Genomic DNA, 24,935 nt, shown 5'->3' on the forward strand with positions numbered 1-24,935 from the left:
CCACTACCTCGAAAATGACAGGCGGCGGATTCTAGAGAATCCGCCGCCCGGAACAAAGTGCGAATGCCTGCCGGCCGACGCGCGACGGGTCAGGCCCCGGCGAGCAGAGCCTGGCCGTAGCCGTCGATGAACTCCGCCGGCATCCGCTTCGGCTTGCCGCTGGACAGTTCGATGCAGACGAAGGTGGTCTGCGCCCGCAGCAGCGTGGCGCCATCCGCCGGGCGTACCAACTGGAAGCGCCGGTTCATCCGCAGGCGCTGGTCGGACTCGACGATCCAGGTCGCCAGTTGCAGTTCGTCGCCCTCGTAGGCCGCGGCCAGGTAGTCGATCTCGTGGCGCAGCACCGCCATCGCCCGGTCCAGCCGGCGGTACTCGGCCAGGTCCAGGCCCAGCCGCTGCGAGTGGCGCCAGGCGCAGCGCTCCAACCAACTGACGTAGACGGCGTTGTTCGCGTGGCCGAGCCCGTCGATGTCCTCGGCGAGGACCCTGAGGTCGATCACGAACGGATCGGCGTAGTCCCAACTCATCAATGCTGCTCCAGGCTGCCGGCCAGTTCGCGCGCTTCCCTGGCCAGTTGTGTGATCTGATCCCAGGCCCGCGCCCGGATCAGGCTCGGCGGCGCCAGCCAGGTGCCGCCGACACAGGCGACATTGGGCAGGCGGAGGAAATTCAGCAGGTTGTCCAGGTTGACCCCGCCGGTCGGGCAGAAGCGGATACCGGTGAACGGCCCCTTCAGGCTTTTCAGCATTTTCACGCTGGCAGTGCCATCGGCCGGGAACAGCTTCAGCGAGCGATAACCGTACTCCAGCGCCAGCAACACTTCCGAAGGCGTCATCACCCCGGGCAGGTATGGCAGGCCGGCATCCTCCGCGGCGGCGGCAAGGCGCGGCGTGCATCCGGGGCTGACGGCGAACTGCGCGCCCGCGTCGCGTGCCTCGAGAAACTGCTCGGTGTGGATCAGGGTACCCGCCCCCAGCAGGACCTCGGGCACCTCGCGATGGATGGCGGCGATCGCGTCCAGCGCCTGCGGCGTGCGCAGCGTCACTTCCAGCACCGTGACGCCGCCCGCATACAACGCGCGCGCCAGGTCGGGCGCCAGCGCCACGTCCTCGATCACCAGCACCGGCAATACCGGGCTGGCCTGCAGCAGGACCCGATCCAGCGGCAATGTCATGGGCATTCCTCGATTCGAAACGGCTCGCTCCGCCGGATCGCTCCGCGCGGGCCACAGCGCTTTTTACCGAAGAACCGAGGTCAGGACAACGACAACCCCTCTGCTACGCGCCTCAGGAAGCGCTCGCCGTCTTTTCCACGCGCCGGCAAGCGCGCATCGCCGGGCGCTCCTCGAGCAGCGCCAGCAGCGACTCGCTCAGCCTGCGCTCGCCGAGCAGTCGGTAGTGGCCGCCGCCCGGCAGGCGCAGCAAGCGACTGGCCGGCCAGGCGGCATGGATGCGCTCGGCATTTTCCACCGCTACGCGCGGGTCGTCGCCGGCATGCACCACCAGTCCGGGCATTTCCAGACGGTAGCGCGCCACATCCAGGCACGCCGCGGATATGCCCGCCTGACGCTCGACCAGGCGGATGAAATGCGAGCGAGCCAGGGCCGGCAAACCGACGAAACGAGCGAACAGGCGCAACTGTTCGAGAATCCGCGACGGCGCCGAGACCGTCACCAGCGCTTCGCTGCGCAGCCCCATCTGGGCCGCCAGCAACGCCGCCGCGCCACCCAGGGAATGACCGACCACCGCACGCAGCGGCGGCAACTCGCCAGCGGCCTCCAGCAAGGCGTGGGCGAACAGCACCACGTTCGCCTCCCTGCCCGGCGAGCGGCCATGGGCCGGCGCATCGAGGGCATACACCGAATAACCCGCGCCAACCAGTTGCTCGATCAGATGGGCGAACTGTGTCGGCCTGCCGGCCCAGCCATGCAGCAGCAGGACTGCCGGCCCCTCGCCCCAGCGCAACACCGACAGCCCGAAGCGCAGAGTGACGCGCTCCGAGCTGGCCAGCAGCGGCAGCTCCCAATCCTTCGGCGGCCACTCGCCAGGCATCATGAACGCCCGACGCATACGCTCGGCCGTCCAACGCGGCGCGATGCGGCCGATCGTCCCGTTGAAACCGCGAATCCAGGTCAGGCTGCTCATCTCGCACCTCCTCAGTTCACCGCCTGCTTGGCGGCACGCAGAACCCGGTCGGACAGCTCGCCCGGCCCCAATGCCCGGGCCAGCGCCAAACCGCCAATCATCAACACCAGGTCGGCCAGGGCGACGTCGGTTTCCTCGGGACTTTCCGCCAGGCTGGCGACCATGATCTCGACATGCCTGCTCAAGACCTCGCGAAACCCCTCCGGCAGGCGCGCCACCTCGGCGAGGGTCGCCGGCAGCGGACAACCGGCGTCGACCTGTGCGTCCCGATGCTTGCGCGACAGGTAGAAGGCGGCCGCCAAGGCCCGACGCTCCTTTCCCGACAATCCGGGGTCGAGTTCGCCGAGCAGTTCGCGGCGCTTGCCGAGCAATTGCTCGAATGCCTCGAGCATCAGCGCATCCTTGCTCTGGAAGTGGGCATAGAAGCCGCCGACGGTGAGCCCCGCCGCGCCCATCACTTCCCCGACGCTAGGCTCGACGGCGCCCCGCTCGAGCAGGGCCTGGGTGGCGGCACCGAGGATGCGGGCACGGGTCTGGGTTTTCTTGTCGCTCATGACGGGCTCCGAAAATATTATGGATGAAATATTATATGCATAATAAAAATCGGCAAGCGTACGGCCGGACCGTCTGTCAGGAAATTCGAAAAGGGAAAAAACAAAAGGGCCATTCCAATTCGGAATGGCCCTATAGAGCCCCGCAGAGCGGGAAAAAGTGGCGTCCCCTAGGGGACTCGAACCCCTGTTACCGCCGTGAAAGGGCGGTGTCCTAGGCCACTAGACGAAGGGGACAATGAAACCTTCGAAAAGTAAGGCCAGCGATGCTGGCCTTGGAATGTGGTGGAGCTAGACGGGATCGAACCGTCGACCTCTTGCATGCCATGCAAGCGCTCTCCCAGCTGAGCTATAGCCCCGAATTCGCCATCAGGCGGGCGATCTTCCGATCGCTTCGACAACCTTCCGGTCATCGACACGCTCATCCATTGCTGGGACGGATGAACATGAAGTGGCGTCCCCTAGGGGACTCGAACCCCTGTTACCGCCGTGAAAGGGCGGTGTCCTAGGCCACTAGACGAAGGGGACGAAACCTTCGTAGGAATCCGCAAAACCAACCGCGTATTCCCGGCAATTTGGTGGAGCTAGACGGGATCGAACCGTCGACCTCTTGCATGCCATGCAAGCGCTCTCCCAGCTGAGCTATAGCCCCAAAGTACCGCTGGATCGCTTCACTTCGTTGAGTTCGTCGTGAAGACGGGGCGCATACTAAGGGCGAGGCTTGAGGCTGTCAACATTATTTTTCATCGAAACCTAAAAAATTTTACCGGAAGAACAATCACTTACCTCCCCTCCCCAAAAAACGAGGCCCGCAACTGGGCGGGCCTCGTCATCGACTGTAGAAGAAAGCCGGTCAGCCGGGAATGGCGTCGCGGATCTTCTCCCATTCCTTGGTTTCCTTTTTCGACGCCCCGCCCAGCAGCTCCAGGGCCTGGCGCAAGCGATAGCGCGACAGGTCGGCGCCAAGGATCTCCATGGCGTCCAGCACCGAAACCGAGCTGGCATGCCCGGTGATGGCCGGGAACATCAGCGGCATCACGTCGCGCAGCTTGAGCTGGAGGTGCTCGGCGACAGCCTGGATGCAGCCGGTGATGCGTTCCTTCTCCCACTGGCGCAGGGATTCGAGTTTCCACAGCACCAGTTGCAGGACCTGGCGGACCTGGGTCGGATCGAGCTTCTTGTGTTCGAACAGCGAAGCGTCCAGCGGCACCCCGCCGCTGAAGAAGAATCCGGCCAGCGGTGCGATCTGGCTGAAGTTCTCCACCCGTCCCTGCACGTGCGGAGCGATCTTCATCAGGTATTCGGGATTCAACGCCCACTTCTGCACCTCACGGGCGAACTCCTCCACGGACTGCTCGCGGATCCACTGCCCGTTCAGCCAGGAGAGCTTCTCCAGGTCGAAGATCGGTCCGCCCAGGGAGACGCGCGACAGGTCGAAATGCTCGATCATCTCGGCTAGGGTGAATTTCTCGCGCTCGTCCGGCATCGACCAGCCCATCCGCCCAAGGTAGTTGAGCAGCGCCTGCGGCAGGTAGCCCATGCGTTCGTAGAAGGTGATAGAGGTCGGGTTCTTGCGCTTGGACAGCTTGCTCTTGTCCGGGTTGCGCAGCAGCGGCATGTAGCACAGCTGCGGCTGCTCCCAGCCGAAATACTCGTAGAGCTTGATCAGCTTGGGCGCCGACGGCAGCCACTCTTCGCCGCGCAGGACGTGAGTGATGCCCATCAGGTGGTCGTCGACCACGTTGGCGAGGAAGTAGGTGGGCAGGCCGTCGGCCTTCATCAGCACCTGCATGTCCATGCGATCCCACGGAATCTCGACATCGCCGCGGAGCATGTCCGGCACCACGCAGACACCCTCGGTCGGCACCTTCATGCGGGTGACATGGGACTCGCCGGCGGCGACGCGGCGCTGCACCTCATCCTTCGGTAGGTGCATGCAGTGGCCGTCGTAGCGCGGGGTTTCCTTGCGCGCCATCTGTTCGGCGCGAACCGCATCGAGGCGCTCGGGCGTGCAGAAGCAGGTGAAGGCATGGCCCTTCTCGACCAGTTCGTCCGAATACTTCTTGTAGATGTGCCCGCGCTCGCTCTGCCGGTACGGGCCATGCGGGCCGCCGACGTCCGGGCCCTCGTCCCACTCGATGCCGAGCCAGCGCAGGGCGTCGTAGATCTGCTGCTCGGACTCCCGCGTCGAACGCAGCTGGTCGGTGTCCTCGATGCGCAGGATGAACTGACCGCCGTGCTGACGCGCGAAGCACAGGTTGAACAGCGCGATGTATGCGGTACCGACGTGCGGGTCGCCCGTCGGCGACGGGGCGATGCGAGTACGAACAGTGGTCATGGAGACTCTCTTGCCAAGCGGAAGTTAAAACGGAAATTCAGGGGCGCGATGTTATCAGGCGGGCCGCCTCCGGCTCCAGTAAACGACCGGTGTCGGCCGGCAGGCGGCTGATCAGGAAATCGAGGAAGGCCTTGACCTTCATCGCCTGGAAACGCCGCGAAGGATAGACCGCATACAGTTCGCCAACCGGCAACGGCACGTCCGCCAGCAAACGCACCAGACGCCCGCTGTGCACGCTCTCCGCACAGATCAGCGCCGGTAGCGCGGCAATGCCGGCACCGGCGACCACCGCCTCGCGGGCGAAGGTGATGTTGTTGCAGGACAGCACCCGCTGGCAGGGCAGGCTGTCTCCGGAAAGCGGCCAGTAGCGCTGGGAGTCGGTGGACAGAAGGACCGCGCGATGCCCGGCAAGCTCGGCCACCGATGTCGGCGTGCCGTGCGCCGCCAGGTAGTCGGGGCTGGCGCAGAGCCAGCGGCTGGTAGAGAGCAGGCGACGGGCCACCAGGGTGGAATCCTCCGGCTGGCCGACCATGATCACGATGTCGACGCCCTCCTGCAGCGGATCGACGCTGCGCGAGGCCAGCTCGACCTCGGCGGTGATCTGCGGGTACTGGCGCATGAAGTCGCCCAGCAGGCTGGCGAGGAACATCTGGCCGAACTCTATCGGCGAGGTGATCCGCAGCAATCCCGACGGCGCCTGCTGCAGCTGCATGACCGCCTGCTCGGCCTCGGCGAAATCGTGCATGATCTGCCGGCAGCGCTCGTAGTAGGCCTGCCCTACTTCGGTCAGGCGCAACTTGCGGGTGGTGCGATTGAGCAGGCGCACGCCCAGGCGCTCCTCCAGCAGGGCGATGCGCCGGCTCACCGTGGACTTCTGCATGCCCAGGCTCTGCGCGGCCTGGGTGAAGCTGTGGTACTCCACCACGCGGGTGAAGATCAGCGCATCATCAAGCCCCATTATTGTTCCCTATAAGCAACAAAGAGTCCGAAGTGTAGCGCCTATAACGTCCGGCGGAACACTGCTAGATTGGCCGAATTTTGCCGACGGAACACTCCACCCATGCCCGCCCAACTCAAACGTCGCCTGACCGTCTTCCTGGTGGCCGTCGGCCTGATCGCCCTGGCCTTCTTCCTCCACTGGTGGTTCATCGGCCGCCACGTGGAAAGCACCGACAACGCCTACGTCCAGGGCGAGATCACGCGGGTGGCCAGCCAGTTGGGCGCGCGGGTCGAGGAAGTCCTGGTGCGCGACAACCAGCACGTGGACAAGGGGCAGCTACTGGTACGCCTGGAAGACGCCGACTTCAAGCTCGCCGTCGAGCGCGCCCAGGCCGCGCTGGCCACCCGCGAGGCGGAACTGGCCCAGGCGCGCAGCAAGCTGGTGCAGCAGGGCAGCCTGATCGCCGCCAGCGCCGCCGACGTCAACGCCAGCCAGGCAACCCTCGGCCGCGCACAGATCGACCTGAACCGCGCCGAAGCCCTGCGCAAGCCCGGCTACGTTTCCGAGGAACGGGTCACCACCCTCACCGCCGACAACCACGTGGCTCGCTCGCAACTGGCCAAGGCCCGCGCCGACCTCGAGGCACAACGCGTCCAGCGCGACACCCTGGGCGCCGAGATCAAGCGCCTGGAAGCGCAGATCGCCAGCGCCCGCACCGAACTGGCGCAAGCCGAAATCAACCTGTCACGCACCCTGATCCATTCGCCGATCAACGGCCTGGTCGGCCAGCGCAGCGCACGCAACGGCCAGTACGTGCAGGTTGGTACCCATTTGCTGTCACTGGTGCCGGACGAAGACATCTGGGTCCAGGCCAACTTCAAGGAGACCCAGGTCGGCCGCATGCGCGACGGGCAGAAGGCGCGCCTGACCTTCGACGCCTTCCCCGACACGCCTATCGACGGCCGCATCGATAGCCTGTTTGCCGCTTCCGGCGCGCAGTTCAGCCTGCTGCCACCGGACAACGCCACCGGAAACTTCACCAAGGTGGTGCAACGCATCCCGGTGAAGATCGTGTTCGAGGCCGACAACCCGTTGCATGGCCGCATCCGCCCCGGCATGTCCGTCGAAGCCGAGGTCGAGCTCCGTGACCGCTGAGGCGCTGGCCCGGCCGCTTGGCGAACCGACCCGGCGCGACTGGATCGCGGTGCTCAGCGCCATGCTCGGCGCATTCATGGCGGTGCTCGACATCCAGATCACCAACTCCTCACTGAAGGACATCCAGGGCGCGCTGGCGGCGACCCTCGAGGAAGGCTCGTGGATCTCCACCTCCTATCTGGTGGCGGAGATCATCATGATCCCGATGACCGCCTGGCTGGTGCAGCTGCTCTCGGCACGGCGCCTGGCGGTGATGATCTCGGTGGGCTTCCTGGTGTCCTCGCTGCTCTGCTCGTTCGCCTGGAACCTGGAAAGCATGATCGTGTTCCGCGCCATGCAGGGTTTCACCGGCGGCGCGCTGATTCCGCTGGCGTTCACCCTGGCCCTGGTCAAGTTGCCGGAACACCACCGTCCGAAGGGCATGGCGCTGTTCGCCATCACCGCCACCTTCGCGCCCTCCATCGGACCGACCCTGGGAGGCTGGCTGACGGAAAACTTCGGCTGGGAATACATCTTCTATATCAACGTGCCGCCGGGCCTGTTGATGATCGCCGGGCTGCTCTACGGCCTGGAGAAAAAGGCGCCGCATTGGGAACTGCTGAAGAGTACCGACTACTCCGGCATCGTCACCCTCGGCATCGGCCTGGGCTGCCTGCAGGTCTTCCTCGAGGAAGGTCACCGCAAGGACTGGCTGGAGTCGCAACTGATCGTCAGCCTCGGCAGCGTCGCCCTGTTCAGCCTGGTCCTGTTCGTCATCCTGCAGCTGTCGCGGCCGAACCCGCTGATCGACCTGGGCATCCTGCGCAACCGCAACTTCGGCCTCGCGAGCATTTCCAGCATCGGTCTGGGCATGGGCCTGTACGGCTCGATCTACGTACTGCCGCTGTACCTGGCGCAAATCCAGGGCTACAACGCCATGCAGATCGGCGAGGTGATCATGTGGATGGGCATTCCCCAGCTGTTCCTGATCCCGCTGGTCCCGAAGTTGATGAAGCTGGTCTCGCCGCGCCTGCTCTGCGCCGCCGGCTTCGGCCTGTTCGGCCTTGCCAGCTTCTTCTCCGGAGTGCTCAACCCGGACTTCGCCGGACCGCAGTTCAACCAGATCCAGCTACTGCGCGCCCTCGGCCAGCCGATGATCATGGTGACCATTTCGCTGATCGCCACCGCCTACCTGCAGCCACAGGATGCCGGCTCGGCCTCGAGCCTGTTCAACATCCTGCGCAACCTCGGCGGCGCCATCGGCATCGCCCTGCTCGCGACCCTGCTCGACAGTCGCGCCAAGGTGTACTTCGACTATCTGCGCGAAGCCCTGGTGCCGACCAACCCGCAGGTCGACGAACGCCTCGCGCAACTCGCCGCGCAACTGGGCAGCCAGCAGGCGGCGCTGGGCAAACTCAGCGAGATCACCCACCAGCAGGCGATGATCATGGCCTACAACGATGCTTTCCATGTCATCGGCATGGTGCTCGCAGTGAGCATGCTCGCGGTGCTGCTGACCCGCTCGCTGCCGGCCGGCATCGGCGCCCGCGCCGACGCCGGGGCTCACTGAGGTTCAGACGTTGACCAGGCGCTCGCGCAGCGTCTGGATCTCGTCGCGCAGTTGCGCCGCCGCCTCGAACTCCAGGTCGCGGGCCAACTGGTACATCTTTTCCTCCAGTTGGCGGATGCGCTTGCTGATCTCGCTCGGCGAGCGCAGTTCGTTCTCGTAGCGCCCGCTCTCCTCCGCCACCTTGGCCACGCCCTTGCGCTTGCCGCGCGCGCCGGGCACCACGGCGCCTTCGAGAATGTCCTTGATATCCTTGCGCACCCCCTTGGGCACGATGCCATGGGCTTGGTTGAACGCGATCTGCTTGGCCCGACGCCGCTCGGTCTCGTCGATCGCACGCTGCATCGAGCCGGTGACGTTGTCGGCGTAGAGGATCGCCTTGCCGTGCAGGTTGCGCGCGGCACGACCGATGGTCTGGATCAGCGAGCGCTCCGAGCGCAGGAAGCCTTCCTTGTCCGCGTCGAGGATCGCCACCAGCGACACCTCGGGCATGTCCAGGCCTTCGCGCAGCAGGTTGATCCCCACCAGCACGTCGAACGCACCGGCGCGCAGGTCGCGGATGATCTCCACTCGCTCGACGGTATCGATGTCCGAGTGCAGGTAGCGCACCCGCACGTCGTGATCGCCGAGATAATCGGTGAGGTCTTCGGCCATGCGCTTGGTCAGGGTAGTCACCAGCACCCGCTCGTTCTTGGCCACCCGCTGGCGGATCTGCGAGAGCAGGTCATCCACCTGGGTCATCGCCGGGCGTACCTCGATCTCCGGATCGACCAGCCCGGTGGGACGCACCACCTGCTCGATGATCCGCCCGGCATGTTCCGCCTCGTAGGGGCCCGGGGTGGCGGAGACGAAGATGGTCTGCGGACTCACCGCCTCCCACTCTTCGAAGCGCAGCGGCCGGTTGTCCAGCGCCGAAGGCAGGCGGAAACCGTATTCCACCAGGGTCTCCTTGCGCGAGCGGTCGCCCTTGAACATCGCACCGACCTGCGGAACGCTGACGTGCGATTCGTCGATAACCAGCAGCGAGTTGGCCGGCAGGTAGTCGTAGAGCGTCGGCGGCGGCTCGCCGGGGGCCCGCCCGGAAAGATAGCGCGAGTAGTTCTCGATGCCGTTGCAGTAGCCCAGTTCGAGGATCATCTCCAGGTCGAAACGGGTGCGCTGCTCCAGGCGCTGCGCTTCCACCAGCTTGTTGCTGTTGCGCAGGTAGTCCAGGCGTTCCTTGAGTTCGGCCTTGATCTGGTCGACCGCCTCCAGCAGCGTCTCGCGCGGAGTCACGTAGTGGCTCTTGGGGTAGAAGGTGAAGCGCGGCAGCTTGCGGATCACCTCGCCGGTGAGCGGATCGAAGGCCGAGAGGCTTTCCACCTCGTCGTCGAACAACTCGACACGAATCGCCTCGAGATCGGATTCGGCCGGGAAGATGTCGATCACATCGCCACGCACACGGAAAGTCGCACGGGCGAAATCCATGTCGTTGCGGGTGTACTGCAGGCTGGTCAGTCGCCGTAACAGTTCGCGCTGGTCGATGCGGTCGCCGCGGTCCAGGTGCAGGACCATCTTCAGGTAGGACGCGGGATCACCGAGGCCGTAGATGGACGACACGGTGGCGACGATGATCGCATCCGGACGCTCGAGCAGCGCCTTGGTCGCCGACAGGCGCATCTGCTCGATATGGTCGTTGATCGAGGAGTCCTTCTCGATATAGGTATCGGAAGACGGTACGTAGGCCTCCGGCTGGTAGTAGTCGTAGTAGGAAACGAAGTACTCCACGGAATTGTGCGGGAAGAACGTCTTGAACTCCCCGTAGAGCTGGGCCGCCAGGGTCTTGTTTGGCGCCAGGACCAGGGTCGGGCGCTGCACCTGGGCAATCACGTTGGCGATGCTGAAAGTCTTGCCAGAGCCCGTCACCCCCAGCAGGGTCTGGTGCGAAAGCCCCGCCTCCAGCCCCTCGACCATCTGCCGGATGGCTTCCGGCTGGTCGCCGGCGGGCTTGAAGCGCGAGTCGAGTTGGAACGTATCCATGAAAAACCTCGCAGGGAGCTGTGACGCCAAGGAAAATCCGGCGTCAGAAATAGCTGAAAGCATGCACCTAAATGTCGCCGCATGCATCAAGGGGTGTCTATAATAACCCCCCGTTTGCGCAACCCTTTGCGCCCCCGCATAACGGGTTGCGTTGCCCTCCTCTCTTCACACTCCGAGCAGCCGCAAAATGAGTCTGTTTTCTGCCGTCGAAATGGCACCGCGTGATCCCATCCTTGGCCTGAACGAAGCCTTCAACGCCGATACCCGTCCGGGCAAGATCAACCTGGGCGTGGGCGTGTACTACAACGAGGAGGGGCGCATTCCGCTGTTGCGTGCCGTGCAGGCTGCCGAGAAGGCCCGCATCGAGGCCCACGCGCCGCGCGGCTACCTGCCGATCGAAGGGATCGCCGCCTACGACCAGGGCGTACAGAAACTGCTGTTCGGTAACGAATCCGAGCTGCTGGCCGCCGGCCGCGTGGTCACGACCCAGGCCGTCGGCGGCACCGGCGCCCTCAAGCTCGGCGCCGACTTCCTCAAGCGCCTGCTGCCCGACGCCACCGTGGCCATCAGCGACCCGAGCTGGGAAAACCACCGCGCACTGTTCGAAGCCGCCGGCTTCCCGGTGCAGAACTACCGCTATTACGACGCCACCAGCAATGGCGTGAACCGCGCCGGCCTGCTGGAAGACCTGAATGCCCTGCCGGCCCGTTCGATCGTGGTCCTGCACGCCTGCTGCCATAATCCGACCGGCGTCGATCTCGAGCTGGACGACTGGAGACAGGTGCTGGACGTGCTCAAGGCCAAGGGCCACGTGCCGTTCCTCGACATCGCCTACCAGGGCTTCGGCAACGGCATCGAGGAAGACGCCGCCGCGGTGCGCCTGTTCGCCCAGTCGGGCCTGAGCTTCTTCGTTTCCAGCTCGTTCTCCAAATCCTTCTCGCTCTATGGCGAACGCGTCGGCGCCCTCTCGATCGTGACCGAAAGCCGCGATGAATCGGCCCGCGTGCTGTCCCAGGTGAAGCGGGTGATCCGCACCAACTATTCGAACCCACCGACCCACGGCGCCAGCGTCGTCTCCTCCGTGCTCAACAGCTCGGAACTGCGGGCCCTCTGGGAGCAGGAACTGGGCGAGATGCGCGACCGCATCCGCGACATGCGCCTGGCGTTGGTCGAGCAACTGGCAGCCCACGGCGCCAAGCGCGACTTCAGCTTCGTCGGTCGCCAGCGTGGCATGTTCTCCTATTCCGGCCTGACCGCCGACCAGGTCGAGCGCCTGAAGACCGAGTTCGGTATCTATGCCGTCAGCACCGGCCGTATCTGCGTCGCCGCGCTGAACAAATCGAACCTGGAGACCATCACCAAGGCCATCGTCCAGGTCCTGTAGGGAAAAAGGGGAAGTCATCTGGAGAGGCTTGACTTCCCCTTTTTAATCAGTAACATACGCCTCGCTGTTCCGCGATAGCTCAGTCGGTAGAGCAAATGACTGTTAATCATTGGGTCCCTGGTTCGAGTCCAGGTCGCGGAGCCAAATTCAAAGCCCTCGGCACATGCCGGGGGCTTTTTCGTTATCGTGACGAAAGTTCGCCCCTTCAGTCGCACCTCACTCGATGACGATCCGCGACCGGTTCTTCTCCAGCAACGCCGGGCCTACCCCTTTCACTTCCAGCAGTTGATCCACCGAGACGAACGGACCATGGGCCGCACGATACTCGAGGATCGCCCTGGCCTTGGCCTCGCCGACACCGTTGAGCCCCCGTATCAGGGCGGCCTCATCGACCGTATTGATATTGACCTGCTCCCCCGGCGACACGGTCGTCGCAGGTGTCGTTGCGGCCAGCGGATTCTTGGCGACGGCGACCGGTGCGGCGGAAGCCGAAAACGGAAGACAGGCGAACAGGATGAGAAGCAGAGCGGATTTGATTAGGTGCATGGGTGCACTCCTTCAGAGATGAATGACCACGTAGAGGGCTTCATGCCCATCCACGAAACCACCTTATCGCCGTGGAACGCACCTGGATCGACAGCCCCAGCAAAGCAGTCGCTTCCTGGTCCGGCACCGGAAACATCGTACGGAGAAAACAAAAAAGGCCGCTAGGCGGCCTTTTCCGGAGAACGATGACTCAGGGTTCTCGCCGCCTCTGGCGATAGATCCAGTCGACGATTTCACCGTCAGGCGCATAGCCGCTGACGGTTTCCCGCAGCAACTGGCGAACCCGCGAGTAGTCGTCCTTCTCCACGGCGGCCAGCAACTGCTCCAGCACGACCTTGAAGGCCTCCCAGCTCAGGTGTTCCTCGTTGGCCCGCATGATCATCGGATGGTCGGTGGGATTCACGTTGTCACCGATCAGCAGCTCTTCGTAGAGCTTCTCGCCAGGACGCAGGCCACTGAACTCGATGGCGATGTCACCATGGGGCGAACGCTCGGAACGCACGCTCAGGCCGGACAGGTGGATCATCTTCTCGGCGAGCTCCAGGATCTTCACCGGCGGCCCCATGTCCAGCACGAATACATCTCCGCCCTGCCCCATCGAACCGGCCTGGATGACCAACTGCGCCGCCTCGGGAATGGTCATGAAGTAACGGGTGATGCTCGGGTGGGTGACCGTCACCGGGCCGCCGCGCTTGATCTGCTCGCGGAACAGCGGAATGACCGAGCCGGACGAACCGAGGACGTTGCCGAAGCGGACCATGGTGAAACGGGTCTTGTTGACGTGATGCACGTCCTTCCGGTCGCCGAACAGCACCGGCGCCGATTCGTTGCTGAGCGCCTGAAGGACCATCTCCGCCAGGCGCTTGGTGCTGCCCATCACATTGGTCGGCCGCACCGCCTTGTCGGTGGAAATCAGCACGAAGTTCTGCACGCCGACCTGCACCGCGGCCTGCACCGCATGCAAGGTGCCTATCACGTTGTTGAGAACGCCTTCGGCGATGTTGTGCTCGACGATCGGCACATGCTTGTAGGCCGCCGCATGGTAGACGGTGTTGACCTTCCAGGTACGCATCACGTCCACCAGGCGCTCGGGATTGCGCACCGAACCGAGGATCGGCAACAGGTTCACCGAAAGCGACTCGCGCTTGATCCGACGCTCCAGTTCCTGATGGATGCTATAGAGGTTGTATTCGCTGTGCTCGAACAGGATCAGCACGCTAGGCGAACAACTCATGATCTGCCGACAGAGTTCCGAACCGATAGAGCCGCCCGCCCCGGTCACCATCACCACCTGACCGCGGATGCACCGTTCCAGCAGCTCCTTGCGCGGTGCGACGCTGTCGCGCCCCAGCAGGTCAGCGATGTCCACCTCCTGCAGGTCGTCCACCTTGACCCGGCCGCTGGCCAGGTCCATGAAGCCGGGCATGCTGCGCACGTGCAGCGGGAACGGCTCCAGGGACTCGAGAATCTCTCGGCGCCGGGCCCGAGTGGCGGAAGGAATCGCCAGGAGAACCTCCTGCGCGCCCGTCTCGTCGATCATCTGGCGGATATGCTTGGCGGTATAGACCCGCAGACCGGCAATGACCCGGTTGGCGATCTGCTTGTCGTCATCGATGAACGCCACCGGACGCATCGCCCGACCGAGACGCAACGCCGCAACCAACTGGTTGCCGGCCGCCCCCGCGCCATAGATAGCCACCCTGGGCAGGCCATCCTGGCGATTGAGAAATGGTACCGACTGCACAGCAGAGTACCAGTCGCCCATGAAATACTGGCGCATGGCCAGACGCAAGCCGCCGATCAGCAGCATGCTCAACCACCAGTAGTTGAACACCAGGGAACGCGGCACCGGCGCCGGCGCGCCACGATACCAGTACACCACCAGCGACAGCACCAGAGCCGAGATGGTCACCGCCTTGGCGATGGCGATCAATGCGTCGTTACCGAGATAGCGCATCACCGCGCGATACATGCCGAAGCGAATGAATAGTGGAATGGCGATGACCGGCGCAGTGATGAAAAGCCATGCATGCTCGCCGAACACGTCGATCATATCGTCTGTGCCTAGACGGACCACAAAAGCGAGCCACAGAGACAGCCATACCAGAAGGATATCCGTAGCCACTTGAAGCAAACGTTTCCAGCGACGAGGCATGGATAACAACTTTACTCTTAAACGATCTAGCATTCCCCTACTCCTTTAGGCCTGAGCGGACGACTCTAGCTTACCCGCCTTGAACCTCACTGCCAGAAAAACGAGAGGGACGTAGGCTATGACGATGCCCATCAAAGGCTCTAGAGACCCACTCCCGACCAACAAGGCTATAGGGAGGAGCCAGATGACGTTCAATGCCGTGACGCCAATCGTAACAGGAGCATGCTTTCCATAGTATCGGCTTGCGTATTGATAGGCATGGCTTCGATGAGCCTCATACACCTTGTCCCCTCTCAGCAAGCGACGAATCAGGGTATAGGTCGCATCGACGATGAAAACGCCTAACAGGACCAACCATGCCCAGAAAAAATTCGTATTCATCCACATGGCATGAATGGAAAGAATTCCTAAAACAATCCCCAGAAAACCACTACCCGCATCTCCCATGAAAATTTTTGCGGGTGGAAAATTCCAGAACAAGAATCCAAAAACGGCAAAAGCTAGCGATAAGGGGAGCAAAGCCTGCGTCAGTTGGCCATTCAGCCAGTATAATAATGCCCCACCAACACAGACAAAAATGGCCTGAAGGCTAGCAAGTCCATCGATCCCATCCATGAAGTTATAGAGATTCAGCAACCACACGAGATAGAAAGCAAAGAGAAGTCCTCCGAACCACCCCAGGTCCCAACTGACACCAACAATCTGAAATGGTGGTATGCCATTCAAAAAGTACAATGAGACCAAGGCTGCACTAAAATGTCCCAGCAGACGCCAGCGTGCGGCGATATGACCGTGATCATCCATGAATCCAATAATGGCAACCCCGCCGCCAGCGAGAAGTAAAGCCCAGGACACGGCCCATGAGATATTTCCCAGTACAGCCCAAATAGGCAGCATGAGACAAAAAGTAACTACAATGGCGACCCCTCCTCCGCGTGGAGTGGGAACGACATGGGAACTTCGAGAGTTAGGGGTGTCAAGTAAGCTCCTCGCTAAGGCATAACGACGCAAGAGGCCTGTAAGCAGTCCCGAAACCCCAGCTGCAGCGAGTAACAAATACCATTCTTCCATTTATAAATTTATCCCCAAAAATACTCTCACCCCTTCAACAGGGTTCTATTCGATTGTTCTGCGTGGTACGCCATGCTAGTAGCAAAGCGCCTGCAGATAATCATTCAGTACGTTTGACATATATTCTACCAACATCTTCCAACGCGGAAAGGGTGCTCTTGCGGGGTTCCCAACCAAGCAAAAGCCTGCCTTTCGACGAGTCGACCTCTAGTGAGCAGCATAACTGAGTGTATAACCCACCCTTTCCTACTAATTTAAGAAACCTCAGAATAAACCTAGGAACAGGCCACATGATGGGGCGACGCCCCATTCCCGCAGCAAGCGCAGTCACCAGTTGCTTGGTAGAAATCTCCTGACCATCGGATACCAAAAACAGTTCGCCGGCAGCAGAAGGGTGCGTCATACAGCAAGCTAGAAAGTCAACTAAATTATCCAGAGAAACAAAACTTCGTCGGTTATCTATGCAACCAAATGGAAGAGGAAGTCCCGAAGCAACCAGCTTCAACAATCGCGAGAAATTTCCAGGAGCATTCCAGTCGTAAACGAGTGGAGGCCTGACGATAACAAGTTCTGTTGAGGACTGCTTGAAAAGCTCCCGAAGCGCTACTTCAGCCTCAAACTTTGAAATCGCATATTCTGCATGAGGAGCCGGCTTGGAGTTCTCATCGAAGGGCTTTTCTTTGGTTAAAGCGCCATTTACACCAATAGAACTAACAAAAATGAAACGCTTTACAGATGCTTCGATCGCCTGCCGAGCAAGCGCCAGAGTAGCATCGCGATTCACCTTCCGAAAAATATCTAGTGAATCACGCTGCCTTCCAAAGATATGGGCTCGTCCAGCTAGATGAACTACACATTCAACACCCCGCAGCGCAGCATCAAGCTTAGTGCTCTCTTTCAGCTCCGCTCGAACATACTCAACCCCCGTAACAGGATTGCACAGGGATCGTACTTGTCCGACAACCTGAAAGGGGCCGGCAGCAAGCGACCTGCAAAGCGCACTCCCGACAAAACCGCTAGCCCCGGTTACCAGCACCTTCATCATATTTTCGACTCAGACAGAAGCGGTCGAACACAGGCAGCGAATTTTTCCAATGAAATATATTCAGAATAATTTTGCTGAAGGACACTCCGCGGGACTCCGCCTAAACTAGACAAGTCGAGTTCACAAATCTCATCGATCAATCTTGCCAAAGCAACCGGATCATTCGGCGGACAGTTCCAACCGATTCCGGTCTCATCTATTATACGGGAGATTTCAGCCCCTTTTTCCATGACAGCTAGAATCGGTTTGTCTGCTGCCATGGAGAAATATGCCTTGCTGGGAACCCCAAGCCCGAACATTCCTTCTTCTAAGGTAACTAAGGCAACGTCACAGGCAGCCAAACCAAAATTCTTTTCGGCTAATGGCAGCCTTCCAAAATACCTCAACCGAGCACACTGATCTTCCAGCGCGTGTTTTTTTACACTGTCGACCAAGGCACCATCTCCAATAAAAGCAAAAGCCGCCTTCTCGTTTTTAACCAACTGAATAGCAGAAAGTATGTTTTCTATACCTTGTAATCGACCGACATTACCAAAAAATTGGAAAACCCTTTTACCTTTCCATTCAGGAATATTGATAAAAGGAGCATCCTCTCTCGGTACTGGGAAAACCTCTTTCTCACAGGCCCAATTCGAAATAAAGACCAAAGATCGCGGGTCATTCACCTTCTCTTTCATAAGAGCTTCCATATCGCGCCCTATTACGACTAGACGATCAGCGGATGAGTAAATGAAAGAAAAGAGACGACGTAGAAGCCGGTAGGCAATACTATCTTTCTTCAGAACGCCCGCCGGCACCAAGTTCTCGGGAAACACATCATGCACCAGCAGCACCCACTTGAAACCGAGGGCATACCTTAGCAAGGGAAACGTCATCAGTAGAAGAGCAGGGTTGGTTCCACTCAATACCACATCTCCTCGTCTGGCACGAGAAGTCAATTTTACTGAGAACAGAAACGCCTGAAAAATCTGCGCTAATCCTCTAGAAAGGAGCCTATTCTTATTGCTCCTCGGAAACTTAAAGCATTCTTGCTCAACGGAAGGTGAAACCACAGGCGGGGTTTCACCTGCGGTCAGCGGGAAAATTACGGTTAGCCCACCAAACTCCCGCTGCATCTTTCCTATTATCTTCTCCCAATAGTATCCCGTGGAGTTCTGATTGGCACCGACATACTCAGAAACCACAAATATCCTTGCCATCAACTCCACGCCTCAAATTAATATTTTTTCCAGACAGTTCGCATGACATAGTCCCGATAGCTATGAACTATGCGAACAATCTTTTCAGAAACGTTGGGCATGCTATAGTCAGCGACCAAGCGTAACATGCGCTCTGCGTCGCGCCTCTGTCCCTCCAACACCTCGAGTGCTTGTAGTACTCGATCCGAATCCAGTCCTACCATCATCACCACAGCCTCTTCCATGCCTTCTGGGCGTTCATGAGCCTCACGAATATTCAAAGCGGGAAAATTCAGTATTGAAGACTCCTCACTGATGGTCCCACTGTCAGAAATAACTGCCTTGGCTGTAATTTGCAGTTTATTGTAATCCTTAAAGCCGAGGGGTTTCAGCAGTTTAATACCCTCGTGAAACTTTGCCTCCGTCGCCTCAATTCTCTTTTTTGTTCTAGGGTGAGTTGATACGATGACGGGCAGCGAGTACTTTTCTGCCACAGCGTTGAGCATAGAAACCAACTTCAAGAAATTCTTATCCGAATCTATGTTTTCCTCTCGGTGCGCACTCACGACAAAGAACCGCTCTGTTTTCAACCCGAGCCTTTCAAGAATATCGGAGGACTCGATCCCGTCACGATAGTGCTCGAGAACTTCGAACATAGGGCTACCAGTCTTGATAACCATGTCTGGAGAAAGTCCTTCACGCAAGAGATAATCACGCGCAATTGTACTATAGGTCAAATTTACATCAGCTGTATGATCGACAATGCGCCGATTTATCTCTTCAGGCACACGCATATCGAAACAGCGATTGCCTGCTTCCATATGAAAGGTCGGTATCTTACGCCGTTTTGCAGGCAGTACCGCCATACAACTATTGGTATCACCCAGCACGAGCAGCGCATCGGGATCTATTTCGCCCAGAACACGATCGACTGCGATTATTACATTCCCTATCGTTTCAGCCCCGGAAGACCCGGCGGCGTTTAGAAAATAATCCGGCTTTCTTATACCGAGGTCCTGAAAAAATATTTCATTAAGTTCGTAATCATAATTCTGTCCAGTATGGACAAGTACATGATCGCAGTACTGATCAAGCTTCGCCATGACCCTAGACAAGCGAATAATCTCAGGACGAGTTCCAACAACCGTAACGACTTTTAGCTTCTGCATTGTTATCTCACTATACCTTACGCACCTTCGCCTACTGAACAAGCGTAGGTATCCGGATTTTCCCGATCAAATACTTCGTTAGCCCACAACATGACTACCATATCGTCAGTTCCGACATTAGTAATGTCATGAGTCCATCCAGGTACTGTTTCGACAATTTCTGCCTTTTCACCATTAGTGCAAATTTCGTAAAATGCCCCGGTCAGGATGTTTCTAAACTTGAAACGTGCCATCCCTTTGATAACCAGAAACTTTTCTGTTTTCGAGTGATGGTAATGCCCGCCCCTGGTAACACCTGGATGAGCCGTAAAAAACGAGAACTGGCCAGAGTCCGCGGTCTTCAGCATCTCGACGAATGTGCCACGCGGATCCGAATGCATTGGCACGTCGTAACTAAAACTATCTTCTGGCAAGAAACTTAGATAAGTCGAGTACAAGGCGCGCGTCAATCCCGAGCCAACCCTTGCGGTAGTCAGTGACTTTCGACTATTACGAAACTCATACAATTGTTCTGCGAGCTCACCAACAGAAATCTGATACTGGGGCTCGACCTGTAGTGAAACTGCATTGGATAGCTTCCCATCCATGACTTTCATGAAGGTGCGAACCACATCATCTATGTATACAAGAGTGATCTCTGCCGAGGAATTGTTAATTTGAATCGGAATATCTCGAATAATATTATGACAAAAAGTCGCAACCGCTGAATTATAATTCGGACGCGACCATTTACCGAATACATTAGGAAGGCGAAATATGTAGACAGGACAACCAATATCCTCACCTAGCACTTGGAGATGCTCTTCTGCGGCTCGCTTGCTTAAACCGTACTCATTATCCACCTCAGCCTGAATGGATGAAGTATAAAGAAGTGGTATGGCTCGTCCATTGGACCTTACCGCCTCACACAGAGCATACGTGAGTTCGGAATTCCCGATCTTAAACTCTTCTGGTTTTTCCGGACGATTGACCCCGGCAAGATGAAAAATAAAATCGACGGAACGAATTAGCTCAGGCAAATTACCAACACTACTCTCGCGGGTGAATGGCACCACCTCGATACCACCCCGCTCTGCAAGATGAGCGCACAGATTCCTTCCAACAAATCCATTCGCGCCAGTTACAAGAACTTTCATCGTTTATTCCTCTGGACTGGCACTCTCGCCACGCTGAATAGCACGAATGAAATCCAACTTCAGCAACAGCTTTTTCATTCCTTCGATATCCAGACGTTTGGTATTATGAGAATTATAGTCCTCTGTATGAGTAATTTTTTCCTCGCCTTGCTCCACAAACTTACTATAGTTCAGATCACGCAAATCTGGGGGGATACGATAATAGTCACCCATGTCTTCAGCACAGGCCATTTCCTCTCGACTAAGAAGCGCCTCATAAAGCTTCTCTCCATGACGCGTACCTATTACATTGATAGGATAACCATTCTTGCCAAGCAATTGAGTAAGCGCATGAGCCAGCACCTCGATGGTTGCAGCCGGTGCTTTCTGTACAAAAAGATCTCCATTGGTACCATGCTCGAAAGCATAAAGCACAAGGTCTACGGCATCCGTAAGCGTCATCATGAAACGTGTCATGTTTGGATCAGTGATTGTGAGAGGCTGGCCTGATCGCATTTGCTCGATAAAGAGAGGAATGACCGAGCCCCTTGAAGCCATGACGTTACCATAACGGGTGCCACAAATTACGGTAGGAGTGCGTTCCAGGTTTCGAGACTTGGCGACCATGACCTTTTCCATCATGGCCTTTGAAATACCCATGGCATTGATTGGGTAAACTGCCTTATCCGTACTCAGACAAACGACTTTTTTGACGCCATTCTGGATAGCAGATTCGAGGACATTTTCCGTTCCGATGACATTGGTCTTCACAGCCTCCATCGGGTAGAACTCACAAGAGGGAACCTGTTTCAATGCAGCCGCATGGAAAATGTAGTCCACACCGCGAGTAGCATTCAGAGTGCTTTGATAGTCGCGGACATCTCCAATATAAAACCTCAACTTGGGGTGAGCATAGCACTTACGCATATCATCTTGCTTCTTCTCATCCCGACTGAATACGCGTATTTCACCAATATCTGTATCCAGAAAACGCTTCAAAACGGCATTTCCAAAGGAACCAGTTCCACCGGTAATTAACAGAACAGAGTTCTTATCCATACACCACCTCTTTACTAATGTGTTCAACGTCCCTTTTCCGCCTCAAAATATAAAGAAAGCGAAAAACAACGAGCCAGAACAATGCAGCCCCTACCGGATGGAAAAGCCCACCGCCGCTAAAGACATAATTAACGAACCAGATTATAAATGCAGAGCATAAGAAGCCTAACTCTGTACAAGCTGTTTTTCTTCGCCGGAAGACAAGCAAAAATACAGAGTAGACAAAAAGCAACAATAGCAAAAGAACAGCCAAGCCACCAAAAATGAAACCATAGATGCAAAGCAGCTCGACAATACCATTGTGCGCCATTGGATATTGCGCATACCCTAGAACCCCCCCTCCCCCAAAAACGCCCGCGCCCAAAACAAGTATCTCGCTACCGTAGAAAGACAATGTTTCCAAAGGCAGTGCAGTTACCCGATCGAATATGGATTCGAAGAATGGAACATCTTGCGAGACTGAGGAATCGGAGGTGAGGAGCCCGACAATCAGTCGATGCACGGTTTCCAGACTGCCAGCCCCGAAGTCTGCAAGGAAAAATACAGATAAACCCAGCCCTGCAAGAAGGAAGGTGAAAAACAAGTATGTCTTTTTGATCAGTTTTAGCCAATAGGCAAAGAATAAGACAATGACGATATTGGCCAGAGCAGCTTTCTGCAGCGACAGCATCGCCCCCAAGCAAAGAAGAAAGAAACATACCACGCGCGCCCAACCCTTTAGATAAAAGAGTGAAGCAAGTGCGGGAACTCCCACCATAACACCATATGCGGTCAAACTTCCTACCAATGATGCAAAACGGGCGCCCCCAGCACGCTCACTGGCTTCAGCGAACCATTCTATAGGTCCAAATACATACTGCCAGAGAAAAGAAAGAGCCGCCAGACTGAAGAAAAATGAAATAAGTTGCATGGGCACTTTTAGATTATCTCTGGCAAGAACCATAGCAACAAAGAGAAGAGGTAATGATGCCCACAACCTGAAAATCCCTATGGAATAGTCTCCATATAGATCGAACCATAACACCGAAACGAGCGAGGCATACGTCCAGAAGAAAATAACAAATATTCCTAATGCGCTATATTTAATATCCCTCCAGTTATTAATAAATAATAGAAAAAACAGCCCACAAAACCCAGCAAGAACTAAATAATACGCACCGGATAGATTCCGGAGAATATGAAAGAGAAACACAAAAAGGAGAACCAGAGCAACGCTTCTCTGCTTCACGAGTACCACCCATCTTTGTTTGCTTTCTCTTTGGAAAGTTTCGACTTTCTATCGAGAACCCCCTTCCGATAGGATGAGGCCAAAACGAGCCTATAAGCAGCTCTAGAGTAGAGCCATCGAATAGAGTCCGTTTTCTCTAGAGAATGAATAAGAATATTTGAAAACTTTGACTCCAGCGCAAGACACAGCACTGCTCTGAATAGACTCTGAAACTTGCTTGACAAAGCAAAGCCCGGCTCCATCCATCGTATAGGACCAAGAGTCTCAAGGTCATCAGTTGTTGCAACTTTCATGAATTCCGGCATTCCGTCACGGGCGGCATGATAGTACTTGCGACAGAACTTCGAAATACTGCCTTCCGGTTCGACATGCTCGATTTCAGCCCGACAAGGAAGAACAGAATAACCAAGCTTGCCAACCCTTAACCCAAACTCCGTATCTTCAAAGCCGTATCCAACAAATCGCTCATCAAAAAGAGCATTATCTTGGAGCAGAATATCCCTCTCAGCAAGCATATTCATGGTAACAATAGTTTTATACCCCAAGGAGTTGGGCAGCGGCTTGTCAGCAGAGAAGTGACAACTATCCCTATAGCGATAGTAATTACTCGTCGACACCAATGAGCAAGAAAATCTGACACCACCGCACCAGATAACGCGTTCCCCCCTTCGAGAGTTAGCAGCGTTCAGAAAATTCGAGAGATGAGCAGGATCTGGCACACAATCATCATCAAGAAGCACTACGTAGCGCCCCTTCGCTAAACGAACGCCTTTATTTCGTTTTGCACTAGCCGAATTCAGCTCGGCCTGCTCAAGACGGACGTTGAAGCCCTGAACCGCTTCGAACTCGCGGACCACATCGGGTGTTTCATCACCACTATTACTGTCGACAACAATAACTTCAAAATCCTTAAAAGCCAGAGACTGCGCTACAAGGCCGGCCAGGACCAATTTTAGTTCCTTGGGACGACGCCAAGTACTAACGACGACACTCAACAACATCAAAGTCCCCTTTTCTCTCTCAACTTAACCGTGGCCAGGAAAAACATTCCCATCCCCAAAGAGACCTCTGTAACGACCAGCGTCCACGCTCCAAAAAGCTCATCCCCCCAAAGCGCCAAGAGGATAAATGTTAATACCCCGCCCAATTCCGCAAAAAAAATTGCTCGCAAATATACACCATCATACCCAGAAGGAACAAGAGTCAACCCTCCATACAGAACACCAATACAAGCAAACACTGGCACTATCGAAAACATTCTTATTACAACAGTTAGACCTCTGGACTGTTCCGGGAATAGGAGATATGAAATGTATTCAGAAAATAAGAAAAGAAATAAACAACTAGGAATAGCTATTAGTAACATCAGACCTAGCGCTTTCCTTCTTAAACTGCCGACTGCCGGGTCGGCACTCGCATACATCCTGCTAAAAGTCGGAAATAGAGCGCTAGCTATGGGTGAAGTAGCAGCCGCGATCCCGCGAAGGAATTTATCCGCAGTAGAAAGCACTCCGGCCGCGGAGGCTCCACCAACAACACCAACCGCCGCAACGAGCACTTGCATGTGCAAGCTAAGAAAAGCCAGAGAAAGAAAAGATCGAGCACCGTCACGCAATATATCGAGAATTCTGTCTTTCTCGAGAACCGGGCGCCACCGTATTCCCATAGAAAATAAAATACAACAGAGAGCACTTCCACCTATGACATAGGAAAAACCAAACCCCAACGAAGCCAGCACAAGGTCAGAATCCTTCGTGACAAAAAAAACGACCAATAGGAAATAAAATACCTTAGACAAAAAATTGGTAAGCGCCAACCATCCAAACAGCGCTCTTCCCTGAAAGAACCATACTGCTTGAAGATAATTTCCAACTACTGCCGGAAGAGCAGCCGCAACCAATACAAGCAAGGGGATTGGTAAAATAGAAGATACAGCCAAAATGGCCAGCACTAAAAGTGAAAGCAGCAACAATAAGAATCTAGCACTCTGTACAACAGAAAAGAAACTAGACAGTTCAACTTTGTTATCGATAATGGCAGCCTTTCTTGATCCTGCCAGAATAAATCCAAAGTCTACCAGTTGACATAGAATGACAGCCACGGCCTGGGCAATCACCAATTGGCCAAACGCTTCGCTTGACAATGTTCTCGTGAGAAAAGGAATCGCAGCAAGAGGCAAAAGATAGTTGCTGCCCATGGATATACCGGAGTAGAAAACGCCCCGCCTTATTGACATTCTACTCGATACCCCCTAATACAATTCAACAACTACAACAAGTAAACCCTGATGCC

At 57.0% G+C, this 24,935-nt stretch carries 21 protein-coding genes and 5 tRNA genes; 4 read left to right on the plus strand and 22 right to left on the minus strand.

Going from position 1 to position 24,935, the window contains the following annotated elements; all coding sequences use genetic code 11:
• Positions 1-89: 89 nt before the first annotated feature.
• The 10 genes from VQ065_RS21685 to VQ065_RS21730 all read right to left on the minus strand — a co-directional run bounded on the left by VQ065_RS21685 (position 90) and on the right by VQ065_RS21730 (position 5,991).
• Entirely contained in the window at positions 90-527 is a 438-nt protein-coding gene (locus VQ065_RS21685) for an acyl-CoA thioesterase (RefSeq protein ID WP_003091410.1), read from the minus strand.
• On the minus strand, positions 527-1,174 hold the full coding sequence (locus VQ065_RS21690; RefSeq protein ID WP_003091412.1) for a bifunctional 4-hydroxy-2-oxoglutarate aldolase/2-dehydro-3-deoxy-phosphogluconate aldolase: 648 nt from the start codon (positions 1,172-1,174) through the stop codon (positions 527-529). The genes VQ065_RS21685 and VQ065_RS21690 overlap by 1 nt, the downstream gene beginning before the upstream one ends.
• Before the next feature lie 112 nt (positions 1,175-1,286).
• Entirely contained in the window at positions 1,287-2,144 is an 858-nt protein-coding gene (locus tag VQ065_RS21695) for an alpha/beta fold hydrolase (RefSeq protein ID WP_003091413.1), read from the minus strand.
• Positions 2,145-2,155: 11 nt separating this feature from the next.
• A complete protein-coding gene (locus tag VQ065_RS21700; RefSeq protein ID WP_003091415.1) occupies positions 2,156-2,698 on the minus strand; it encodes a TetR/AcrR family transcriptional regulator in 543 nt (180 codons plus the stop codon).
• 158 nt (positions 2,699-2,856) lie between these two features.
• Positions 2,857-2,932, minus strand: a tRNA-Glu gene (locus tag VQ065_RS21705).
• Between the two features lie 46 nt (positions 2,933-2,978).
• Positions 2,979-3,054 (minus strand) — tRNA-Ala (locus VQ065_RS21710).
• A gap of 93 nt (positions 3,055-3,147) precedes the next feature.
• Positions 3,148-3,223: transfer RNA gene (locus VQ065_RS21715), tRNA-Glu, on the minus strand.
• Between the two features lie 48 nt (positions 3,224-3,271).
• A tRNA-Ala gene (locus VQ065_RS21720) sits at positions 3,272-3,347 on the minus strand.
• A gap of 201 nt (positions 3,348-3,548) precedes the next feature.
• Positions 3,549-5,033 (minus strand): glutamate--tRNA ligase, encoded by a 1,485-nt coding sequence (gene gltX, locus VQ065_RS21725; RefSeq protein ID WP_003091417.1) that lies wholly within the window; start codon positions 5,031-5,033, stop codon positions 3,549-3,551.
• Between the two features lie 37 nt (positions 5,034-5,070).
• Entirely contained in the window at positions 5,071-5,991 is a 921-nt protein-coding gene (locus tag VQ065_RS21730; protein ID WP_003091419.1) for a LysR family transcriptional regulator, read from the minus strand.
• A gap of 102 nt (positions 5,992-6,093) precedes the next feature.
• On the opposite strand from VQ065_RS21730, the gene VQ065_RS21735 reads away from it, so the two are divergent.
• Both VQ065_RS21735 and VQ065_RS21740 read left to right on the plus strand, forming a co-directional pair.
• On the plus strand, positions 6,094-7,128 hold the full coding sequence (locus VQ065_RS21735) for an HlyD family secretion protein (protein WP_003091421.1): 1,035 nt from the start codon (positions 6,094-6,096) through the stop codon (positions 7,126-7,128).
• Between the two features lie 49 nt (positions 7,129-7,177).
• A complete protein-coding gene (locus VQ065_RS21740) occupies positions 7,178-8,677 on the plus strand; it encodes an MDR family MFS transporter (protein WP_073660307.1) in 1,500 nt (499 codons plus the stop codon).
• Between the two features lie 3 nt (positions 8,678-8,680).
• On the opposite strand, the gene uvrB is transcribed toward VQ065_RS21740, so the two are convergent.
• Positions 8,681-10,693: an excinuclease ABC subunit UvrB gene (gene uvrB, locus VQ065_RS21745; protein ID WP_003091426.1), complete on the minus strand. Its 2,013-nt coding sequence runs from the start codon at positions 10,691-10,693 to the stop codon at positions 8,681-8,683.
• A gap of 187 nt (positions 10,694-10,880) precedes the next feature.
• On the opposite strand from uvrB, the gene VQ065_RS21750 reads away from it, so the two are divergent.
• Entirely contained in the window at positions 10,881-12,077 is a 1,197-nt protein-coding gene (locus VQ065_RS21750; RefSeq protein ID WP_003091428.1) for an amino acid aminotransferase, read from the plus strand.
• A gap of 68 nt (positions 12,078-12,145) precedes the next feature.
• Positions 12,146-12,221, plus strand: a tRNA-Asn gene (locus VQ065_RS21755).
• Positions 12,222-12,293: 72 nt separating this feature from the next.
• Here the strand turns inward: VQ065_RS21755 and VQ065_RS21760 are convergent.
• From VQ065_RS21760 to VQ065_RS21810, 11 genes are all read right to left on the minus strand, one after another.
• The gene (locus VQ065_RS21760) at positions 12,294-12,623 is read right to left on the minus strand and encodes a ComEA family DNA-binding protein (protein WP_003091430.1); all 330 of its coding nucleotides are present in this window, start codon (positions 12,621-12,623) and stop codon (positions 12,294-12,296) included.
• A 190-nt stretch (positions 12,624-12,813) separates the two neighbouring features.
• Positions 12,814-14,811, minus strand: a complete 1,998-nt coding sequence (locus tag VQ065_RS21765) for a polysaccharide biosynthesis protein (RefSeq protein WP_021265047.1) — start codon at positions 14,809-14,811, stop codon at positions 12,814-12,816.
• 12 nt (positions 14,812-14,823) lie between these two features.
• The gene (locus VQ065_RS21770; protein WP_023093916.1) at positions 14,824-15,849 is read right to left on the minus strand and encodes an MraY family glycosyltransferase; all 1,026 of its coding nucleotides are present in this window, start codon (positions 15,847-15,849) and stop codon (positions 14,824-14,826) included.
• Positions 15,850-15,949: 100 nt separating this feature from the next.
• Positions 15,950-16,894, minus strand: coding sequence for an NAD-dependent epimerase/dehydratase family protein (locus tag VQ065_RS21775; protein WP_015502635.1), 945 nt, complete (start codon positions 16,892-16,894; stop codon positions 15,950-15,952).
• Positions 16,891-18,093: a glycosyltransferase family 4 protein gene (locus VQ065_RS21780; RefSeq protein WP_023093914.1), complete on the minus strand. Its 1,203-nt coding sequence runs from the start codon at positions 18,091-18,093 to the stop codon at positions 16,891-16,893. Before VQ065_RS21780 ends, VQ065_RS21775 begins: the two co-directional genes overlap by 4 nt.
• 17 nt (positions 18,094-18,110) lie before the next feature.
• Positions 18,111-19,241: a non-hydrolyzing UDP-N-acetylglucosamine 2-epimerase gene (wecB, locus tag VQ065_RS21785; RefSeq protein WP_003091435.1), complete on the minus strand. Its 1,131-nt coding sequence runs from the start codon at positions 19,239-19,241 to the stop codon at positions 18,111-18,113.
• Positions 19,242-19,258: 17 nt separating this feature from the next.
• Positions 19,259-20,377 (minus strand): UDP-2-acetamido-2,6-beta-L-arabino-hexul-4-ose reductase, encoded by a 1,119-nt coding sequence (wbjC, locus tag VQ065_RS21790; RefSeq protein WP_003091436.1) that lies wholly within the window; start codon positions 20,375-20,377, stop codon positions 19,259-19,261.
• 3 nt (positions 20,378-20,380) lie between these two features.
• A complete protein-coding gene (locus VQ065_RS21795) occupies positions 20,381-21,415 on the minus strand; it encodes a polysaccharide biosynthesis protein (RefSeq protein WP_023093913.1) in 1,035 nt (344 codons plus the stop codon).
• The gene (locus VQ065_RS21800; RefSeq protein WP_023100414.1) at positions 21,408-22,643 is read right to left on the minus strand and encodes a hypothetical protein; all 1,236 of its coding nucleotides are present in this window, start codon (positions 22,641-22,643) and stop codon (positions 21,408-21,410) included. Before VQ065_RS21800 ends, VQ065_RS21795 begins: the two co-directional genes overlap by 8 nt.
• Positions 22,640-23,644, minus strand: coding sequence for a glycosyltransferase family 2 protein (locus tag VQ065_RS21805; RefSeq protein ID WP_003130527.1), 1,005 nt, complete (start codon positions 23,642-23,644; stop codon positions 22,640-22,642). The genes VQ065_RS21800 and VQ065_RS21805 overlap by 4 nt, the downstream gene beginning before the upstream one ends.
• Complete coding sequence (locus tag VQ065_RS21810) at positions 23,644-24,879, minus strand: oligosaccharide flippase family protein (protein WP_015502630.1); 1,236 nt, start codon at positions 24,877-24,879, stop codon at positions 23,644-23,646. The genes VQ065_RS21805 and VQ065_RS21810 overlap by 1 nt, the downstream gene beginning before the upstream one ends.
• Positions 24,880-24,935 lie beyond the last annotated feature (56 nt).

Origin of the sequence: Pseudomonas sp. KBN10P06128, from assembly GCF_037574945.1 — a bacterium.
Classification (GTDB): Bacteria; Pseudomonadota; Gammaproteobacteria; order Pseudomonadales; family Pseudomonadaceae; genus Pseudomonas; species Pseudomonas aeruginosa.

Excerpts from the sequence above, each read along its gene's own strand:
- VQ065_RS21695 (WP_003091413.1), bottom strand. The coding sequence starts at position 2,144 with ATGAGCAGCCTGACCTGGATTCGCGGTTTCAACGGGACGATCGGCCGC.
- VQ065_RS21775 (WP_015502635.1), bottom strand. The coding sequence starts at position 16,894 with ATGATGAAGGTGCTGGTAACCGGGGCTAGCGGTTTTGTCGGGAGTGCG.
- gltX (WP_003091417.1), bottom strand. The coding sequence starts at position 5,033 with ATGACCACTGTTCGTACTCGCATCGCCCCGTCGCCGACGGGCGACCCG.
- VQ065_RS21805 (WP_003130527.1), bottom strand. The coding sequence starts at position 23,644 with ATGTTGTTGAGTGTCGTCGTTAGTACTTGGCGTCGTCCCAAGGAACTA.
- VQ065_RS21795 (WP_023093913.1), bottom strand. The coding sequence starts at position 21,415 with ATGGATAAGAACTCTGTTCTGTTAATTACCGGTGGAACTGGTTCCTTT.
- uvrB (WP_003091426.1), bottom strand. The coding sequence starts at position 10,693 with ATGGATACGTTCCAACTCGACTCGCGCTTCAAGCCCGCCGGCGACCAG.
- VQ065_RS21690 (WP_003091412.1), bottom strand. The coding sequence starts at position 1,174 with ATGACATTGCCGCTGGATCGGGTCCTGCTGCAGGCCAGCCCGGTATTG.
- VQ065_RS21760 (WP_003091430.1), bottom strand. The coding sequence starts at position 12,623 with ATGCACCTAATCAAATCCGCTCTGCTTCTCATCCTGTTCGCCTGTCTT.
- wecB (WP_003091435.1), bottom strand. The coding sequence starts at position 19,241 with ATGCAGAAGCTAAAAGTCGTTACGGTTGTTGGAACTCGTCCTGAGATT.
- VQ065_RS21770 (WP_023093916.1), bottom strand. The coding sequence starts at position 15,849 with ATGGAAGAATGGTATTTGTTACTCGCTGCAGCTGGGGTTTCGGGACTG.
- VQ065_RS21730 (WP_003091419.1), bottom strand. The coding sequence starts at position 5,991 with ATGGGGCTTGATGATGCGCTGATCTTCACCCGCGTGGTGGAGTACCAC.
- VQ065_RS21735 (WP_003091421.1), top strand. The coding sequence starts at position 6,094 with ATGCCCGCCCAACTCAAACGTCGCCTGACCGTCTTCCTGGTGGCCGTC.
- VQ065_RS21765 (WP_021265047.1), bottom strand. The coding sequence starts at position 14,811 with ATGCTAGATCGTTTAAGAGTAAAGTTGTTATCCATGCCTCGTCGCTGG.
- VQ065_RS21700 (WP_003091415.1), bottom strand. The coding sequence starts at position 2,698 with ATGAGCGACAAGAAAACCCAGACCCGTGCCCGCATCCTCGGTGCCGCC.
- VQ065_RS21810 (WP_015502630.1), bottom strand. The coding sequence starts at position 24,879 with ATGTCAATAAGGCGGGGCGTTTTCTACTCCGGTATATCCATGGGCAGC.
- VQ065_RS21780 (WP_023093914.1), bottom strand. The coding sequence starts at position 18,093 with ATGGCAAGGATATTTGTGGTTTCTGAGTATGTCGGTGCCAATCAGAAC.
- wbjC (WP_003091436.1), bottom strand. The coding sequence starts at position 20,377 with ATGAAAGTTCTTGTAACTGGCGCGAATGGATTTGTTGGAAGGAATCTG.
- VQ065_RS21750 (WP_003091428.1), top strand. The coding sequence starts at position 10,881 with ATGAGTCTGTTTTCTGCCGTCGAAATGGCACCGCGTGATCCCATCCTT.
- VQ065_RS21685 (WP_003091410.1), bottom strand. The coding sequence starts at position 527 with ATGAGTTGGGACTACGCCGATCCGTTCGTGATCGACCTCAGGGTCCTC.